Origin of the sequence: Streptococcus oralis (assembly GCF_018448765.2) — a bacterium.
GTDB lineage: Bacteria > Bacillota > Bacilli > Lactobacillales > Streptococcaceae > Streptococcus > Streptococcus oralis_BM.
Window position 1 is genome coordinate 1,053,429 of the sequence record NZ_JAHCMC020000001.1, and the last position, 19,551, is coordinate 1,072,979.

Genomic DNA, 19,551 nt, shown 5'->3' on the forward strand with positions numbered 1-19,551 from the left:
AACTATCTACCTCTATCTTCATCAAAATTATTTAGAAAAAATCTTTTAACACTATCAGCTAGCGCAATACTTAACAGAGGAGGAACAGCATTGCCTATTTGAATATTTACTTGAGTTTTTGAACCATAAAATTGAAAGCTATCTGGAAATGATTGGAGTCTTGCTCCTTCTCTCGAAGTTAAAGCTCTATTTTGCTTAGGATGAATACATCTTAAAGAAGAAGGAGTTGATAAATTATTTGTAATTGTTGATGATGGTTTATCCCACCATAATCTTCCATAAGAGTTTCTATAACCTGACGTTAGGTATAGTTCTTTTGAAGCTTTCCCTTCATCAACAAGTTTATTGATTTGATTTTTTCCTTCACCTTGCTTCACTAACTTCATAATTTCTAACATTCTTAATCCGTAAGTTCCATTTTTATGATTAGTAAGTCTCCTCTCTCCATCCCTCATTAGATATTGATATTTAGTATTGGGTTTTGAATCGTAAAATGATTTTTCCTCACCATTATTTAACTTAGGCAAGTCACTAATTGCATCAGAAACAGATAGTGGCTTACTTACTTTTTTTGGGGGGAATTCCCAACCTTCTTTAATCAATAAATCATTTCTGATACCAACTAAAAATACCCGCTCTCTGCTCTGTGGCACACCATAATCTTTAGCATTAAGTAACTCCGTATGAATATCATAACCAAGATTGTCTTCAAAATCTCGGAAATTCTCAAAACTTTCAATGACATTTTCTATTACAGGTCTATTTTGGTCATCTTTCATTGTTAATAACCCGTAAACATTTTCAAATATAAACATTTTAGGTCGTATAATAGATAATAAACGTCTATATTCTTTATACATTTTTGCACGTTCATCATATTGACGCTTCCCTACTGTACTGAAAGATTGACATGGGGGACCTCCTATAATTAAATCTACGTCATGGATATCCACCTGTTTATCGTTTAAAAATTCTTCATCAATAGTTTGAATGTCGTCATTAAACATTTTAATATTAGGAAAATTAGCTTTAAAAGATTGTGAAGCCTCAAAATTTAATTCATTTGCAAAAATAATCTGAAAACTATCGTCATCTCTAAATCTATTTCGATATATTGCTTTCTGAAATCCAAATGTCAATCCACCGGCTCCAGAAAATAAATCTACAACTTTTATAGGCATATTTTTCCTTCCTTAATGTTGATATATAGTGTTTTACAACATTACAAATAAGTATCCATGGTGCTAGTTCATTTCAAAATAGTGTAAATTATGAGCCAGAATAATTCGTTCAATTCGTAACTGTAGTCCGGCTAGCCCTCTAGCTAATGTATGTTCGATGTCAAAGAGACGACACAGTTCAGAAAAACGAGTTTCAATAGTTCGTCTCATGGCCATTACTTTCCAATTGTTATGTTCTTCGGATCCTGTCATGTTTTGTCGAAATGGTATCCATAGATGGTCACCTTCCTGTTTTAAGTCCTTTTTGAGTTCACCGCTTAAGTAGTCAAGATCACCTAGAATAACCGATTGCTTACATCCCTCTAATAGCTCATAAACCGCCTTGAGTTCGTAGATAGAGGCTGATGTGACAACACAGTTCAGAATACAACCCGATAAGGTCACTAGCATATGAACCTTGAAACCGTAGAACCAAAGATGTTTAGAGATGTTATAGCCAATATCGGCTAATCCTTTAAAACTGGCAACTCTTTGATTGCGAACTGGTTGGCAAAGTGGTAAGGAAAAACTATCTATAATCGCTATTTCATCAGGTGAAATCAAGTCGCTCATAGCTTTTCGGATTAATTGGACTAGCCAAATCATTCGTCTAGACCGACGATTGAAACGACTTCTTTCTAGTAACTGACCACAAGGAAAGAGATGTCAGATGGTGTAGAAATGGCGTTGTGACGTTATGCCTAGTTCAGCTTGTAACAAAAGCAAGACAAGAAGCGCTTCATCTGAAACTTTTCCTAAGCCAACATTACGCCGATGTTTAAAGGAATCTGGGCAATAAGTTTTATAAAAGTAATGACAAATTTGTGATAATTGGCGAACATTCCATTGCAAATGATAAGTTTTAGCAGTATACTGTAAGTAGCTCATTTAGACTAACCTCCTGTATATTTCGTCACTTACAGTATAGTCCTTTTGGACTTTTTATTGTATTTTGAAATTAACTAGCACCACGGGTAAGTTCTATCTCTTTGATAAATCTGAATCTGGTCAAAGAGTTGCTCTCTTTTTAACTCCCTAAGATTATCAACCAAGTGCTCTACAATATAATCATGATGTTCTTTAGGTGTTGCTCTGGACTGAGCTGGATTGATAGCATAAAGTTCCTCGTAACGAAGAATTAAGGTACTGAGATAGGACAGTTTTGGTTTAGTACCAATAATAGCTAAAGAAACTTGGTAACCTTGCGTGCTGAGTTCGTCGACCAGATACTCTACCACTTTTCCTGCAAATCCCTTGGTATAGTCTACGCTGTCCTTGCCATACTTTTCTTGCAGTGCTAAGTAATTGGGATGTTGAGAACGGTAGCTATCACCATCGATGATAATGATATTACCTTGAAATTCTTTTTGCTTGATACCATGAATAGTCGTATTACCTGCTCCGCTTTGTCCACCAAGTAAAATGGCTTTCGGTTGATCTGGAATCGCCTTTCCGCAAGTTAGAACCCAAATTGTTCGTTATAAAGCTTTCTGAAACTCAGCCTCACTAAATTCTTCCAATATCATTAAGCCACCACCCGATGATGCACCATGTCTAGCATCCGTTCGATACCCTCTAAGTAGCCACTGTAACGCTCGATTTTATCGAAAGTATCGACAAGCTATATTTTCGTATTGATTAATTCAGCCAAATCATCACTCATCAAAATCCAAGGATTTGTTTCATCATCAAAAGCAATATCTTGACTATCCTGGTATCTATAAAGCTGTGATAAAATGGCTGCTCCACATTCTTTTATCACTTCTATTTTTAAAATCAGTTGGTAATCTTCAACAGGTGATAACATATTGTCCTCCCCTACAATATCAACATAAGAGACATTAAATTTTTGATAAATACGGTCGATAAGTTCTGTTAAAACTTTACTAGTTCCATTCTCATAACGACTTAAGCTATTGCATGAAATACTGACCGTTTTCGCAAATTCTGGCTGTGTTAAATCGTGTGTTCGGCGTAGTGATTTGATATTGTCTCCAATAATAGATAAAGACCTCCTCATATTTGCTTTCATTATACCATAAAAAACGTATAACGGACCAAATATGGTGCATTATCCGTTTTTAGGTTATGCGACTATTAGTCCGTCTCGCTCCGTGAGGTGCGAGACAAATCATAACCACCCGTTAGACGGGTGGTCATGATTTAGAAATAAGAATCTAAAGTATAGATAATTTTATATAAAACTCCGATTTCCTACTCAGCATCCTTCCAGTTTCGAGCAATCTCTTCGTCTTTCTGGAGTTGGTCTACAAGCTCTTCGATGGAGTCAAATTTGACCATATCACGGACACGGTCCAGCCAGTAGACCATGACTGTCTCACCATAAATATCATCTGAAAAGTCAAAAATATTGACTTCAAAACGTGGCTCTTCTCCATCGAAAGTAACATTTTTCCCAACACTTGCCATGCCACGATATCTCTGACGTTGTACTTCTACATCGACTACGTAAACACCGTCTGCTGGCATATAAGTTCGATCTCTTAGGACCAGATTTGCTGTTGGATAACCGATAGTACGCCCACGAGCATTTCCATGAACGACCATCCCACGAGATGGGAGCGGTGTGCCTAGTAGATGATTGACTTCCTTGACATCTCCATCAAGAATAGCTTGGCGAATCCGTGTGGAACTGATCTTTCCCTTTTCGTCCTCGATCGGAGGAACAATGATAATCTCTCCATCAAAATAATCCTTCAGGTCATCCGCAGTTTTCTTATCTGAACCAAATGTGTAATCAAATCCTGCTACGATAATAGCTGGTTTTAAAGCTCTAACATAGGTATCAAAGAATTCTTGACCCGTTAAACTAGCAAATTTACTACTAAAGTCAAGTAAGAAAAGAGCTTCTACCCCGTGCCACTTCATCTTGTGCTCCCGTTCCTCATGGTTGACGATGTGAAGCATGAGCTCAGGTTGGTAAGGTTGTAAAGCAAGTTTTGGCGACTCCGTAAAGGTCATCACGACAACTGGCAGATAATCCTTCATCGAAGCCTTGCTGGCCACTTCAAAAAGTTTCTGATGCCCCTTGTGGATGCCATCAAAATAACCAAGTACAAGGACTGTTTTTCCCGGTACTGCAATATCTTTTTCGTTCTTAATAGGTACTGTTGTAATCATGAAACTATTATATCATAGAGCAAGTCTTTTCGCTAAGAGGAAATCCCAAATGTCGTTTTTTACGCCTGAACTGACCTTGATAGACAATTCAAACTATGAGTTTTAAAAAATAGCACCTCCTAAGAGATGCTATCGTTTGGTAACTAGTCTACTGTCTCTTCCAAGTCTTTTAACTTAACTGAAACAATCTTAGACACACCTGATTCTTGCATGGTGACTCCATAGATAGAGTCTGCTGCCGCCATCGTTCCCTTACGGTGGGTCACGACGATAAACTGACTATCCTTATCAAAGCGATTGAGATAATCCCCAAAACGTTTAACATTGGCTTCGTCTAGCGCCGCCTCTACCTCATCCAAGATAACAAAAGGAATAGTTTTGACTCGGATAATTGAGAAGAGCAAAGCCAGAGCCGATAGGGCTTTTTCACCACCACTCATGAGGTTGAGAGACTGGATTTTCTTACCTGGTGGTTGAACAGAAATCTCCACACCAGCAGTTAAAAGATCGCCCTCAGTCAATATCAAGTCTGCCTGACCTCCGCCAAACATCTGTCTAAAGGTCACTTTAAAGGACTCACGAATAGCCTCAAAGGTTGATTTGAATCGTTCCTTAACCTCATCATTCATCTCAGTGATGGTCTCAAGGAGCAGGTTTTTAGCAGACAAAATATCATCCCGTTGGCTATTGAGGAAATCCAAACGGTTGTGGACTTCTTCGTACTGTTCAATAGCATCCAAATTGACTGGACCGAGTGAGCGAATAGCCTTCTCAAGATCTTTAACCTCTTGCTCTGCCAGAGTTAGCTCTTCCAGTTCATGAGCCTTTTCTAGAGCCTCTGTGTAGCTGATTTGGTACTGGTCTGTTAATTGAGCTTGTAGATAGCGCAAGTGTTCGCTGACCTTTTCTTTCTTGGCTTCAGCACGTGTTTGTTTGCGAATCCACTCTTCATTCTGCTGACGAGCTTGATCCAAATGGCTGGAAATATCATCCAGCTGACCTTCGATATCATCCAACTCAAACTGCTTGCGTATCAAACCTTGTTGGAGGTTTGTTTTCTGAGTTTTGGCCTCTTCCGCTTGTTGACTTAGCAAATCCGTATCAACTTTCTCAAGATTATCAACCTTTTCTTGGAGAAGACGCTGGATTTCCTCTTGCTCGATATCCAGATTATCCAGTTCCTTGCCTAAGCGTTCAATATCAGTAACTTCGTACCGCTTTTGTCCTTGCAGTTCGGACTTAAACAAGCGCGCTTGAGAAATCTGTTCCTGCAAGTTTTGATAACGTTCTTGAATAGCGTTTTTGTTAGACTTAATCTCTTCAATCTCAGCTTCTAGATTTTGCTTTTCACTTGCGATAGTAGCAAGGCGCTCTTGGCATTTTTCCTTGTCCGCTTGCCAATCTCCTTCAGATAGGCGATTTAATTCCTCTTCTTGAAGTTTCCAAAGCGTTTCTAACTCTTCCACTTGCTGATTGGTTTGTTGATAGGCGAGGTACAAACCTTGCTCCTGAATACGAGCTTGCTCACCTTGTGATTTAATGGCTTCTAATCTTTCTGTCAATACCGCCATCTCGTCTTGCAGGGTCTTCAAACTCGCTTCTTCTGACCGCAAGTCAGCTTCTTCTTCAGCAATTTCTTTTTGTAATTGCTCCAGTTCTGGCTTGATGAAAATACTGTTGTTTTGCCGATTGGCACCACCTGCATAGGAACCACCTGTGCGCAACTCAGTCCCATCCAGTGTTACCATACGAACCTGGTAACGAACTTGACGAGCAGCTGCACGGGCATGTTCTACGGTATCAAAGATAGCCGTCGTTGCGAGTAAATTCTTGAAAATGGTTTCTAGTCTAGTATCAAAAGTAACCAACTCATCAGCCATACCAAGGAAGCCTGGACTTGATGCAATAGCATCTTGATTCTGACTAGAAATCGTACGCGCTTTGATCGTTGTCAATGGAAGAAAGGTCGCACGACCAGCTCTGTTACGTTTTAGGAAATCAATCGCCTTGGTTGCCGCATTTTCATCTTCTACGATGATATGCTGACTACTAGCTCCAAGTGCAATCTCCAAAGCAGTTTGATAATGCACATCAAAGGTCAAATGTTCACTAACTGCACCAATAATCCCACCTAAGCGGTCTTTTTCTTGGAGAACACTCTTAACACCCGCATAAAAATTACTATGATTTCTTAGGATGTTTTCCAAACTCTGTGCTCTAGCCTGTTTGTTTTTGAGACTATCCAGACGATCAAAGAGCTGGCTCTGCTGGGCTTGGTAAGAAACTTTCTGATCCTCTTGTTCCTTGGCACTAGCTTGGTAGTCTGCCAATAGTTTTTGAACCTGCTCCTTGGCAGTTTCAAGCTCGGCCTGCTGTTGACTAGCCTTCTCTTTAGCTGTAGCCAGTTGTTCTCTCAGTTTCTCAAGTTGATCTGCTTGTTTTTGAGATAGTTGACGGCTGTTCTCCAGTTCATTCTCGATGCGGGTCAGTTGGTTTGAGACATCCGCTTCTTCTTGTAAAAGAGCGACAAAGCGTTCGCGCAAGAGCTCGATCATCTGGTCAGGATCGTCTGAAAAAGCTAGCAATTCTGCCTCTAAACGATTGAGTTCCTTATTATTTTCAGCTAGATTTTCCTCTAACTGTGCCAAATTCGCTTCTTTTTCAGATTTCTCTTTACTTAGAGTCTTTCTCTTATCTTCCAAAGCAGTCAAACGGGCTTGTGCTTCTTGTTGATTGAGGGCTACTTGCTTGGATTCCAGTTTAGACAAGGCTAGTTTTCGCTCTAAGTCACTAATCAAACTAGTCAAATCCATTAAGCTCTCTTGGTCTTTAGCCATTTCAGCTTGGAGATCTTGGCGTTTCTTTTTAAGAGTTTGATTTTCTTCTTCTAACTCTTCACGCTTTTGATAATAACTAGTCAGAAGTTCCTGAACCTGCTTTAGTTCTTCTTCAGTCAGTTCTAATTCAGCCTTGTTTTCCTTGATTTGGGCAACCAGTACATCCAAGTAAATTGCCTTACGTTGACCATCCAAGTCGAGAAACTTACGAGCATTCTCGGCTTGTTTGGCAAGAGGCTTGATTTGATTGTCCAACTCATAGATAATATCCTCTAAGCGGTCTAGATTGTCCTGGGTTTGTTGCAGTTTGCTCTCTGTTTCTTTTCTACGAGTCTTGTATTTTAAAACTCCAGCTGCTTCTTCAAAAATAGCACGGCGTTCTTCGGGCTTGGAGTTAAAAATCTCCTCAACCTTCCCTTGTGAGATGATGGAGAAGGAATCTCGTCCCAATCCCGTATCCAAAAAGAGATCGTGAACATCACGCAAGCGGACTTTCTTGCCATCAATTCGATACTCGCTATCACCACTACGATAGATATGACGTTCTACCTTAATGACTTGCCCCGCATCCTTGATAAAACCATCTTCATTATCCAAGATCACGACAACTGAAGCATAATTGAGTGGTTTGCGGCTTTCAGTTCCAGCAAAGATAACGTCTGGCATCTTTCCACCACGAAGGCTCTTAACACTGGACTCTCCCAAGGCCCATCGCAGACTTTCTGTGATATTTGACTTCCCAGATCCATTTGGCCCAACGACAGCTGTCACACCTTGATCAAAAACAACCTTGGTCTTGTCAGCAAAAGACTTGAATCCCTGGATCTCAATCTCCTTTAAATACATGAACCCAGCCCTTTCTCAACGGCATTTTTTGCGGCCTCTTGCTCTGCTAATTTTTTAGAACGGCCTTGGCCTTTTCCTATACTCTTGCCCTCAACCAGAACTTCTACATCAAAAACCTTATCATGGGCAGGCCCCGTCTCAGAGGTCACCTGGTAGCGAATATCCACATCTCCATTGACTTGGAGCAGTTCTTGCAAGTGTGTCTTGTAATCCTTAATCATTTCAAAGTCACCTGCTTCAACCTTGGGAATCATGACCTGATAGATAAACTCTTTTACCCTAGCAACATCCTTGTCTAAAAGCAACGCTCCCAAAAAGGCTTCAAAGGCATCTCCAAGAATGGTGTCACGATTGCGACCACCAGACTTTTCTTCCCCTTTTCCTAGCTTGATAAACTGATCAAACTGGCAATCACGCGCAAAACCAGCCAAACTCTCCTCACGGACAATCATAGCACGGAGTTTAGACAAATCTCCCTCTGGTTTCTTAGGATATTTTTTATACAGATATTCTGAAATCAATAATTGCAGAACAGCGTCTCCTAAAAATTCCAAGCGCTCATTGTGTGAAATTTTTAAGAGGCGGTGCTCATTGGCATAACTCGTATGAGTAAAAGCCGTTTCCAATAAATTCTTGTCCGCAAATTCGATTGCAAAACGCTTCTTTAGTACAGTTTCTAATTCTTTCATACCAACCTCTTTCTAACTGATAACAGTCTCTTTTATTATATCAAAAAAAGCCCCCTGAGTCACTTTAAAACGGGACTAGAGGGGATTTGAGCACTTTTTAGAATAAAATTTTCAATTTTAAGGGCAAATTTGGCGCGAAATAAAGAAAAAAGCCTTATTTAAGGCTTTCATAGGCTTTTTACATCCACCCTGAGGGAATCGAACCCCCATCTCAAGAACCGGAATCTTACGTGATATCCATTACACTAAGGGTGGAGACTTGTCTTATTATAACAAAAATTTGGTCTAATAACAAGTTTTTTATGGGTGGACTAAGCGTCCATTAGTGGGAAGCATCCCCGTTCCAGATAGAGTTTTTCACGATTACATAATCAACGTGCTTGAGGTCAGCAACCTTGCGTCCACCTGCGTAGGAAATGGCACTTTGCAGATCCTGCTCCATCTCAGTAAGGGTGTCTTGCAAATGCCCTTTGGCAGGCAGTAAGATGCGTTTACCTTCTACATTTTTATAAGCGCCTTTTTGATACTGTGAAGCTGAACCATAGTATTCTTTGAACTGTTCGCCATCGACTTCAATCGTCTTTCCTGGGCTTTCGATATGTCCTGCAAATAGGGAACCAATCATGACCATGCTGGCACCGAAACGGATAGACTTAGCAATATCGCCATGAGTACGAATCCCACCATCAGCGATGATTGGTTTACGCGCAGCCTTGGCACACCAGCGTAGGGCAGCCAATTGCCAACCGCCAGTACCAAAACCTGTTTTCACCTTGGTGATACAAACCTTACCAGGACCAATTCCAACCTTAGTGGCATCCGCTCCAGCATTTTCCAATTCACGCACAGCTTCTGGTGTTCCAATGTTGCCAGCGATGACAAAAGTATCCGGCAATTCTTTCTTGATGTGTTGAATCATAGAAATCACGCTATCCGAATGACCGTGAGCGATGTCAATCGTGATGTACTCAGGAGCATCAGCCTTGAGCTGGCTAACGAAATCATACTCATAGTCCTTGACACCAACAGAAATGGAAGCAATGAGCCCTTGACCGTGCATACGTTTGATAAAAGGAATGCGCCCCGCTTCATCAAAACGGTGCATAATGTAAAAGTAACCGCCTTTAGCAAGTTGCTCTGCTACGTTCTCATCCAAAATCGTCTGCATATTTGCTGGCACAACAGGTAGTTTAAAAGTGTGTTTTCCAAACGTAATACTTGTATCCGCTTCTGAACGGCTTTTAATGACACATTTATTTGGGATCAACTGAATATCTTCGTAATCAAAAATTGGAAATTCATTTAACATATCGATGTCTCGTTTCTTTTATAATGACCTACCTATGCTTACGCACCCCTACGTCTTTTCTGACGTTTCCTTGATTTATTATAAACCAAGGTACAGTTTTTGTCAAATATTTCCAATAATCAAATTATATCGTTCGGGAATTACTTATATAAATAGCAAAAAAGCGAAGAGATTACTTTCTCCCCACTTCTTCATCAATAATCGCTTTAAAATTTTCTTCTGAATTTTCCATCATTTTACAAAATTCATTGTAAGATGAAGTATTCTGAGGGATTTGGATAGACCACTTCTTCAATTGAGCTCCATAGCCAGCTAGTTTTCCTATTTCACTATTTACTGACTGCTCCATACTAGGAAAAATCAGTCCAGCTTTCTCAGCTTCTAAAATATAAGAATAGGAAATCAGCTGGAACAAGTCCTCGCGGTTAATTCCTCTTTCAGTGAACTCCAGTTTTTTATATTTTGCATCTAGAACAATCTTTCGTTCTCTGTCATAAAAATCTGGATATACTTTTCGTTTCCCAACAGAAAATACTGAAATTCCGTTCGTCTTATCTTTATTTCGTGGATGGATGAAACCTTTTGGCAACAAGGTATGAACATACTCTTCCCAAAGCCAGGCAACATCAAAGAGAATACCATGTACCATCTGGGCTTGAGGTCCAAGACCATGCTTTTCTCTACTCAGAATCATCAAGCAGAGTTCCTGTAATTTTCTATACTCTCTGAAATAGGCGTGTCGGATGGGTTTGATTTTATTCATTCTGATAATCTTGGCACGATTAGCCAGTTTATAAGCTGGAGTTACACGAGTAATTTCTGTCATATTTTCACGATTACTATCGAGCAGAACTCCGAAACTTTTCTGATTCTTTATGTACTCAATCGTATGCCGAATCAACTGCATGAGTGGATTATCATAGGTAAATTCCCTAGTAGTATAGGCAATATTTCCCATAAAAGGGAGATTTTTTTTCAGATGATTTCCAACATCTAGTACACCCTTTACATGACTATCGTTATGGAAAAATCGCTGGTATTCCTTATAAAGACCTTTTCGGAGAGCAGCTTGCAGATATTTGGGAAAGAGGTAAACCAAGAGTTGATAGAGCTTATCTTCAGGAGACAGACCGACATCTAAACTAGTCAGATTGATATTGAGAACCTTTTGTAAGAGATAATGCAAAAAATGGTCGTTACTTTCATCGGAAAAACGAGAGGAAATCGTTAACCTTTCCTGACCACACCCCAGAAAGCCAATCACATTTCCTGTCTTGATTTTCTGATTAACTGTTTCAAAAATCTTTTGGTCCTTTTCTAAGTCAAGAGAATATTGCAGGTCATTTGGAAATATAAAGATACGGTCCTCTCGAGAAAGGTTATCTAGTGTTCTATCAAGAAGTGCTTGACTAAGGTTGGGATAATCTGTAACAAAGTCTTCTTTAGCAATTCTATGCTGATTATCAGTTATCCGCATTATCATCACCAGTATCTTGCTGAACTGTTTGCTCTTTATTTGTCAGATTAAATGCTTTTTTCAATGTTGCCAGAGTTTCAGATTCTTCATAAGAACCTCGTAAGTAATCTTCCAAAAGAGGTTTGAGGTAATCTGACCAGAGTATTTCATAGTCAAAGTCTACATCCTTCAACTTAAGGAAATAACTTGGACCGATATGATAATGACTGTTTAATTCCTGAACGTTTTCGATAGCAGCGTTCAAATTTCTAAGACGAAGTTTTGCTTCTTCTGCATGGATACCCAATTCTTTATCCAACATGCCAACTTGACTCTCGGCAGTAACTTCAACAAAACGAAAACGACGACGCATAGCAAAATCAAAGGTGTCCACCGAGCGGTCAATATCATTCATTGTTCCGATGATGTAAACATTTTCGGGGATATAAAACTTCTCATCAGTTTCGTGTAGATTGGCATACTGGGTAGAAACACTCCCCTTTTCACCACGATAACCAGGGTCGATAGAGAAAAAGAGTTCACCAAAAATCTTAGAAATCTCACCACGATTGATTTCATCAATGATGAAAACGAATTTCTTATCAGTATCAATTTCTGTTGGGGAAACATAGTCTTTCAAACCAAATCTCTTTCTCAATGTTTCTAGGACAGTTTTTCCACCACTTTTGTAGTATTCTTGCTTATTATAATTTTTATCTTTATACAACTCGTAAACATATTTGCGAGGTAGTGACCATCCTGGAACACCACTATCATAATTTACTGACAAATTTTGTCTACTATTAACAGATAAGTAAGATGTTTTTGTTATATATTCTTTTTCTTCAGCAACATTTATATATTCTAAGTAAGAATCCCAAGCCTCATCAAAATTATCTTGTCCTCCAATCAATTGGGCTTCTTTTGCTTTCTGACAAAAATCTTTAAAAATACCATCCTGTAGCTTAAACTCAATAGCTCCATCCCCATTTGATACTGGTCTCAACCCCTCTACAAAATCCGTATAATCATAGGAAGGGTGAAACTGTACAAAGCCGATTTGGTCTTCGTTGCCATCCGTTAATTCTTTAGCTATTTCTTTAGCAAGATAAGTTTTTCCTGTACCAGGTGCACCACGGAGAATGAGGTTTTTGGATTGTAATAAGATATTACTCAAGGTATGATGAAAATTATTTTGTTCAGACATTTCTTTCTCTCCTTGCTTATCATCACTGTCTATAATATCTTTTGAATACTCAAATAAAATACTACCCAACATTGAAGATTCTAGTTCAGGATATGTTTTAGAAAACAGTTTAAAAATCTCATGATTCTGACGATAGGGTCCGCCTTGATTGCTTTGGGGAATCAACCTATTCCAAAATTCATTTTGACTATTCATATTTACTCCTAAAAAAGAAGGATTCTCAGAATAAATACAAAGTAGTTTTGTCACCACAGCAGAACGACTAATAAATTCATTTGTTGACTTTTTCATATCAAATATAGGATTGTCAAAATCAAGTTTACTACCGATTTGAATAATCTGATACAGATCTCTTTTTAGTTTATTAAAACGTTGCTCCAATTCAGATATAGGAATGATTTTATTAGCTTGATTTTTATAGCTTTGGGTATCCTCATTCCAATAAATACCAAATTTTGAAGAGCCTCCTCCGCCAATACCTAAAAATAAAGATTTGTATTTACCCCTCTCAAGACTATAGCAAAAAGAATTACTTTTAGCACCTTTCCCAATAACATAATCATCAATAGACATGGTTAAAATTCTATCAAGTGGCCACTCTTTAAGAAATTCTTCACGTAATTGTTCATTGTAAATACTATATTTAGATGCATCTTCTCTTAATCTTATTTTATTTTCTTGGTACCAGTCATAAAAATCTTCCAGACTAACTTTTCTTTTCAACATCAATCTTACTCCTTTTATAATAATGTTCGAATAAAAAACTATATATTTTATATATAGAATATCATATCCTATATAAAAAGAAAAGAATTTCTAAAGAAAAAGCCTAGAGTAGAGGGTTTTATTCCCTCATAACACTAGACTTCTTTTTTATCTTAATAATACTCACCTTGACGGTAGTCCCATGAGTTAAAGGTATCTGACAGGTTCATCATGATTTTATCAATGTCAAGCCCTTTGCGGATAACAACTGGCGCTGGTGAGGTTGAACGTGCTCCACCTTGTTCTGGGATGAGTTTTCCGTCCTTATCGACCATAGAAACCATCACACCTTGCTCGTAGCGCGTTTCAATCGTTTTGTCTGGTTGGATAGAAGCAACGTAGTCATCTGCTTCGATGACAAGGTCCACTGCTCCTTCGATACGTTCTCCGATTCCTTCTACCTTACCACGGTTTCCTTTTCCAGATGGGTTGGCTGATGAGGCGTAGACCATCTTGCCTTCTTCCCAAAGTTTAGCAGCCAACTGTTCACCAGCTTTACCAAACTTGATGACAAAACAGCTAGTACCACGAACGTCAGTCATGAGTTCTTCACGGCCATCACCGTATGCTTTGAGTTTTTCAAAAGCTTCTGGTTTCCAAGGAAGGATACAACCAAGGAGAATATCTTCATCCCAATGTTTTTGGTAGAAGGCTTCAATTTCTGGGTTGAGTTGTGCTAAAGCGCGTAGCTCGTCCATGCTACCACAAAGTACAACACCTGGTTTGTTACGGTTACGCTCTTTAGCTTCAAATTTGCGTTCAAGACCTGCCTTATCGCTCGTCATGATAATGTAACCAACTTTTGTGGGGCAAACGATACATCCGCCCTCACCTTTTAAAATGTCATAGCCTTCTTGAGAAAGTGTTCCGTTCCATTGAATGTGTTTTGTCATAGTTCTATAGTTCCTTTTCTATTTTTCTAATCCTGCCAGTAGGCCGGTCGTTGTTTTTCATAGGCAGCAATCAAGTCTTCATACTGCAAAGTAATTCCGATATCATCCAAACCATTTAAGAGCTTGTGTTTCCACTCGCTATCTATTTCGAAAGTGAATTCTCCAACTGGTGAGATGATTTTTTGTTGTTCCAAGTCCACAGTTACCTGGTCAGTCGGTTTGAGTTGGGCTAGCTTTTCTCTAACCTCCCTAGGCTGAACAATGGGCAACATGCCATTATTGAGTTCATTATTGTAATGAATGTCTCCGAAAGAACCTGCAATCACGACCTTAAAACCATAGTCGGCTAGAGCCCAAGCTGCGTGTTCCCTTGAAGACCCCGCCCCAAAATTATCCCCTGAAATGAGGATACTGGCTTTTCGGTATTCAGGTCGGTTAAAAACAAAATCTGGATCCTCAGTGTAGTTATCGTCTAGATAACGCCAAGCATACATGAGGTACTTACCAAAGCCTTTTTTATCAATCAACTTGAGAAACTGCTTGGGGAGTATTTGGTCGGTGTCGATGTTATCATTCATGAGAGGAACGGTCGTTCCCGTATAAACTGTAAATTTCTCCATATCCTCTCCTTACTGGGCCTCTGGCATTTGCCGAACATCTACGAAGCGCCCTGCGATGGCCGCCGCCGCTGCCATAGCTGGACTGCAGAGATGGGTTTTAGCACCAAAGCCTTGTCTGTCTTCAAAATTGCGGTTACTGGTTGAGGCACAGTGAACACCATCAGGGACCTTGTCCGGATTCATCCCTAGGCACATAGAGCAACCTGGGTCTCGCCACTCAAAGCCAGCATCTAAGAAGACCTTATCCAAACCCAACTTCTCAGCAGCTCGTTTGACAGGACGAGAGCCTGGAACCACGATAGCCGTTAAGTTGGGAGCAATCTTCTTTCCTTTTACAAATCGAGCAGCCAGTTGCAAATCACTGAGCCGAGCATTGGTACAAGATCCGATAAAAATATAGCCTAGCTCAATATCCTCTGGCTTTTGACCAGGCTCCAAGTTCATGTAATTGTAGGCTCGTTCATCATTCATATCCTTAATTTCTGGGAAGCTACTGTCAAAGTCAACGCCCATAGCAGGATTGGTGCCCCAAGTCACCATGGGAGCCAAGTCTGAGACATCCATCTGGATAACCTTATCATAGACGGCATCCTCATCGCTGACAAGGGTCTTCCAGTCGGCAACTGCCTCCTCAAAAGCTTCGGGAACGCATTCCCGTCCCTTGAGATAGTCATAGGTGGTCTGATCTGGGTTCATGATTCCCATCTTGGAGCCAAACTCGATGGACATATTGCAGATGGTCATTCGCTCTTCCATGGTCAGAGCATCAATCGCTTGCCCACGATATTCCACCACATATCCTACACCACAAGCAACCCCGTACTTGGCAATCAAGGCGAGAATGTAATCCTTGGAAAAAACTCCTTTTTGAGGAACACCAGTGAATTCTACCAGCATTTTCTTGGGTTTAACTTGCCATAGTGTCTGGGTAGCAAAGACATGCTCAACCTCACTGGTCCCAATCCCAAAGGCGATGGCTCCGAAAGCTCCGTGAGTAGCTGTGTGGCTATCTCCACAGACGATGAATTTTCCTGGTTGGGTCCGCCCTGTTTCTGGTCCAACCATGTGAACAATGCCCTGCTTTTCAGAACCGTGGGCCGCATGTTCAATCCCAAACTCCTCAACATTTTCAGCAAGCTTATCAATTTGAGCCTTAGAAATCACATCTCGAATATCGTAGATATTGACCGTCGGTACATTGTGGTCAAAGGTTCCAAATGTCAAGTCTGGCCGTCTCAATCTGCGACCTGCATCTCGTAATCCTTGAAAAGCTTGGGGACTAGTCACTTCATGAATATAGTGCTGGTCCACATACATGAGTTGAGGTTGCCCCTCTTCTCCTGTGATGACATGGCGGTCCCATAATTTATCAAAAATCGATTTTCCTGCCATCCATTACCTCCAAATAAAATATAAGGCTACTAGTGTGGTCACCATCCCGAGAAACCAAACTGTTTTAAAATACCATTTTCTAGTCTTGTGGTGAAAGGTGATTCCTGCCAACCAGGCACCAAAACCACCACAAGTAAGGGCTAAAATGAGTAAGATTTTCTCTGGGACGCGCCAAGCACCTCTTCTTGCCTTGGATTTGTCAATGCCATAAATCAAGAAAATCAGCAAATTCCAAATCAAGAGGGCAAGCGTGATTCCTTCATTTATCTTCATAATCTTTCAATGATGGCTTCTGTCATTTCCCTGGTCGAAGCCTGTCCTCCAATATCTCTCGTTAAAATTCCTGCTGCCAAACTACCTTCAACAGCATGTTCGATTCGCTCCGCATCCTCATAACGTCCAAAGCTATCTCTCAACATCATAGCAACTGACAAAATCATGGAGATAGGGTTGGCAATTCCTTGACCTGCAATATCAGGCGCTGAACCATGAATAGGCTCATAAAGACTTGGTCCCTTTTCAGAATGACTGGCTGATGGCATAACACCAAGTGTGCCTGATAAAACGCTTGATTCATCAGATAGAATATCTCCGAAAAGATTCTCTGTCACGATGACATCAAACTTAGCAGGATTGGTAATCATGAGCATGGCAGCTGAGTCGACTAGCTGGTGTTCCAAGATCACATCTGGAAAATCTTGCGCAATCTCCTCAGCTACTCTGCGCCAGAGTTTTGATGTCGCTAGAACATTTTGCTTATCGATACTAGTAACGATTTTTCTGCGACTTCTTGCAATTTCAAAAGCCTTGCGAAGAATCCGCTCCACTTCTTCATAGCTATAGTCATTGATATCACGCGCTTTGCGCTCTTCAAGGATATGGTCTCCAAAGTAAATCCCACCTGTCAACTCACGCACCACGACAAAGTCTACACCAGCAATTCGTTCCGATTTGAGAGGTGACAAATGCTTGAGACTGTCAAAAATCTTAACAGGCCGAATATTGGCATAGAGATTGAGTTCCTTACGAAGAGCCAGCAAGCCTTGTTCAGGGCGAATCGCTGCCCCATCATACTGGGGACTACCGATAGCTGCTAGGAGAATAGCATCTGCTTCTCTACATGCCTTGAGGGTTTCATCAGGTAAGGGATACCCCGCAGCATCAATACCTGCACCTCCAAAGGGGCGTCTATCTATCTCATAGTCAAAACCTGTTTTTGAAGCTAGAGTTTCCAGAACTACTAAACCAGCTTCCATAATTTCTGGACCGATTCCATCCCCTGCTAGTGCTACTATTTTCTTTGTCATAGCCTTCTCCTTTACACACTAGGCATGTCTCGGTAGGAAACGCTGCGCCCCATCTCACCTGCATTCTCTTTTTGAACAAAGGTATTGGCATTGATATAGGCAATAGCCGAAGCCTTCAATACATCGAAGTCAAGACCTGCTGCGTTAAAGATGGTTTCTGTATCTCTGTTTTCAACAGTAACCAAAACCCGAGCTTGAGCATCAATTCCATCTGTCACAGCATCAATGGTATAGGATACCAAGCGGACAGATTGGTTAAAGAACTTATCGATAGCGTTAAAGATTGCTTCAACAGAGCCTTGTCCTGTCGCATTGAATTCGACTTTTTCACCATCCATGTTGGCTAGACTAACGAGCGCTTCGATGTCATTGTCCGCATGGGTTTGAAGTTGTAAATCATCAAAGTGGAAGCCTTCTGGATTTTCAACCATGGTTCCAGCTACCAGAGCTCGAATATCTGCATCTGTGATTTCTTGTTTCTTATCCGCTAGTGCCTTGAACTTAGCAAAGAGTGGTTTGATATCCTCTTCTGTAAAATCTAGGGCCAGTTCTCTTAGTTTTTCAACAAAGGCATGGCGACCTGACAATTTTCCAAGCGGAAGACTATTACTCTTAACACCGACCAATTCAGGTGTGATGATCTCATAAGTGAGAGGATTTTTAAGGACTCCATCTTGGTGAATACCAGACTCGTGAGAAAAGGCATTACCACCAACCACAGCCTTGTTTTTAGGAACTGGAATACCAGAGAAGCGAGAAACCATTTCAGACGTATTGATGGTCTCATTTAGGACAATACTGGTTTCTGCCTGATAGTAATCTTGGCGAATATTGAGCGCCACTGCAATTTCTTCAAGCGCAGCATTCCCAGCTCGCTCCCCAATACCGTTGATGGTTCCTTCGACACGTCCTGCACCGTTCTTGACAGCAGAAAGGCTGTTAGCCACTGCCATTCCGAGGTCATCATGACAGTGAGGTGAATAGATAATCTGACGATCGGTCTTGACATTCTCAATCAAATATTTGAAGATAGCACCGTATTCTTCTGGCGTGGTAAATCCTACTGTGTCTGGGATATTGATATAAGACGCCCCTGCATCGACTGCTGTTTGAACGACTTGCAAGAGGAAATCCAACTCTGTTCTAGTCGCATCTTCAGGAGAGAATTCAACGATTTCAAACTTAGAACGCGCATAAGAAACATGCTCCTTAATAGCTTCTAAAATCTCTTCCTTGCTCTTATTTAGCTTATACTTGCGGTGAATCGGACTGGTAGCGATAAAGACATGGACCTGTGGATACTTGGCATCCTTTAGCGCCTCGTAACAAGCATCAATATCAGACTTGACCGAACGTGCTAGACCAGTCACCGCTGTTTTTTTCAAGACTTTAGCAATCTCCTGAACTGCCTTAAATGAGTCTGGACTAGCAGCTGGAAAACCAGCTTCGATGGCTGAAATGCCCCACTTCTCCAGCTGCCTTGCAATGGCAATTTTTTCCTTGATTGAAAAGTTAACGCCAGGTGTCTGCTCTCCATCTCGAAGGCTGGTATCTAGAAATTCAACTGTTCGCATAAGATTTCCCCTTTTCCAAATATGGTTTAAAAAAACATCTCGCTCGGAAACCCAAGCGAGATGTTGATTTACTCCCGCTTGGTAAGCCAAACAGGACTAATGCTTTTGCACTAGCCCGAGTACCTCAACAACAAAGCAAATTGATTAAACTTAGCTGTTTTCATGTTTGACTTTCTCCTTCGTTTGATATCTTGTTTAGTATTCTAGCATAGGAAAAATCTCTTGTCAAGAAAAAATCCATTATTTTCTGAAAATTTCTTCAGTAAAGAATATTTTGCTAATTGAAAGTATTTAA

General features: G+C 40.4%; 13 protein-coding genes, 1 tRNA gene and 3 pseudogenes. All 17 read right to left on the minus strand.

The annotated features are described in order from the left end of the window. Positions 1-2: 2 nt before the first annotated feature. Entirely contained in the window at positions 3-1,181 is a 1,179-nt protein-coding gene (locus tag KIH88_RS05165) for a DNA cytosine methyltransferase (RefSeq protein ID WP_213987987.1), read from the minus strand. A gap of 63 nt (positions 1,182-1,244) precedes the next feature. Next, positions 1,245-2,108: pseudogene (locus tag KIH88_RS05170) on the minus strand (IS982 family transposase). A gap of 89 nt (positions 2,109-2,197) precedes the next feature. Continuing rightward, positions 2,198-2,692 (minus strand): annotated as a pseudogene (locus KIH88_RS05175) (zeta toxin family protein); the annotation flags it as partial. Positions 2,693-2,745: 53 nt separating this feature from the next. Next, positions 2,746-3,222, minus strand: a pseudogene (locus tag KIH88_RS05180) (helix-turn-helix domain-containing protein). Positions 3,223-3,434: 212 nt separating this feature from the next. After that, positions 3,435-4,361: a bifunctional riboflavin kinase/FAD synthetase gene (locus tag KIH88_RS05185; RefSeq protein ID WP_213987988.1), complete on the minus strand. Its 927-nt coding sequence runs from the start codon at positions 4,359-4,361 to the stop codon at positions 3,435-3,437. Between the two features lie 143 nt (positions 4,362-4,504). Next, entirely contained in the window at positions 4,505-8,044 is a 3,540-nt protein-coding gene (smc, locus tag KIH88_RS05190; RefSeq protein WP_213987989.1) for a chromosome segregation protein SMC, read from the minus strand. Continuing rightward, positions 8,035-8,733: a ribonuclease III gene (gene rnc, locus KIH88_RS05195; RefSeq protein WP_213987990.1), complete on the minus strand. Its 699-nt coding sequence runs from the start codon at positions 8,731-8,733 to the stop codon at positions 8,035-8,037. The genes smc and rnc overlap by 10 nt, the downstream gene beginning before the upstream one ends. A gap of 183 nt (positions 8,734-8,916) precedes the next feature. Continuing rightward, positions 8,917-8,988: transfer RNA gene (locus KIH88_RS05200), tRNA-Arg, on the minus strand. A 67-nt stretch (positions 8,989-9,055) separates the two neighbouring features. Next, positions 9,056-10,042, minus strand: coding sequence for a GMP reductase (gene guaC / locus KIH88_RS05205; protein ID WP_213987991.1), 987 nt, complete (start codon positions 10,040-10,042; stop codon positions 9,056-9,058). A gap of 172 nt (positions 10,043-10,214) precedes the next feature. After that, positions 10,215-11,519, minus strand: a complete 1,305-nt coding sequence (locus tag KIH88_RS05210; RefSeq protein WP_213988238.1) for an McrC family protein — start codon at positions 11,517-11,519, stop codon at positions 10,215-10,217. Next, positions 11,506-13,431: an McrB family protein gene (locus KIH88_RS05215; RefSeq protein ID WP_213987992.1), complete on the minus strand. Its 1,926-nt coding sequence runs from the start codon at positions 13,429-13,431 to the stop codon at positions 11,506-11,508. The genes KIH88_RS05210 and KIH88_RS05215 overlap by 14 nt, the downstream gene beginning before the upstream one ends. Positions 13,432-13,583: 152 nt before the next feature. After that, a complete protein-coding gene (locus tag KIH88_RS05220) occupies positions 13,584-14,363 on the minus strand; it encodes an L-threonylcarbamoyladenylate synthase (RefSeq protein WP_213987993.1) in 780 nt (259 codons plus the stop codon). Between the two features lie 26 nt (positions 14,364-14,389). Continuing rightward, positions 14,390-14,983 carry a 3-isopropylmalate dehydratase small subunit gene (gene leuD / locus KIH88_RS05225; protein WP_000410640.1) on the minus strand — a complete coding sequence of 198 codons (594 nt, stop codon included), beginning with the start codon at positions 14,981-14,983 and terminating at the stop codon, positions 14,390-14,392. Positions 14,984-14,992: 9 nt separating this feature from the next. Next, the gene (leuC, locus tag KIH88_RS05230; protein ID WP_213987994.1) at positions 14,993-16,375 is read right to left on the minus strand and encodes a 3-isopropylmalate dehydratase large subunit; all 1,383 of its coding nucleotides are present in this window, start codon (positions 16,373-16,375) and stop codon (positions 14,993-14,995) included. Between the two features lie 3 nt (positions 16,376-16,378). Further along, the gene (locus KIH88_RS05235) at positions 16,379-16,648 is read right to left on the minus strand and encodes a DUF1294 domain-containing protein (RefSeq protein WP_000700091.1); all 270 of its coding nucleotides are present in this window, start codon (positions 16,646-16,648) and stop codon (positions 16,379-16,381) included. After that, the gene (leuB, locus tag KIH88_RS05240) at positions 16,645-17,682 is read right to left on the minus strand and encodes a 3-isopropylmalate dehydrogenase (RefSeq protein WP_213987995.1); all 1,038 of its coding nucleotides are present in this window, start codon (positions 17,680-17,682) and stop codon (positions 16,645-16,647) included. Before leuB ends, KIH88_RS05235 begins: the two co-directional genes overlap by 4 nt. Positions 17,683-17,693: 11 nt before the next feature. Further along, entirely contained in the window at positions 17,694-19,256 is a 1,563-nt protein-coding gene (locus KIH88_RS05245; protein WP_213987996.1) for a 2-isopropylmalate synthase, read from the minus strand. Positions 19,257-19,551 lie beyond the last annotated feature (295 nt).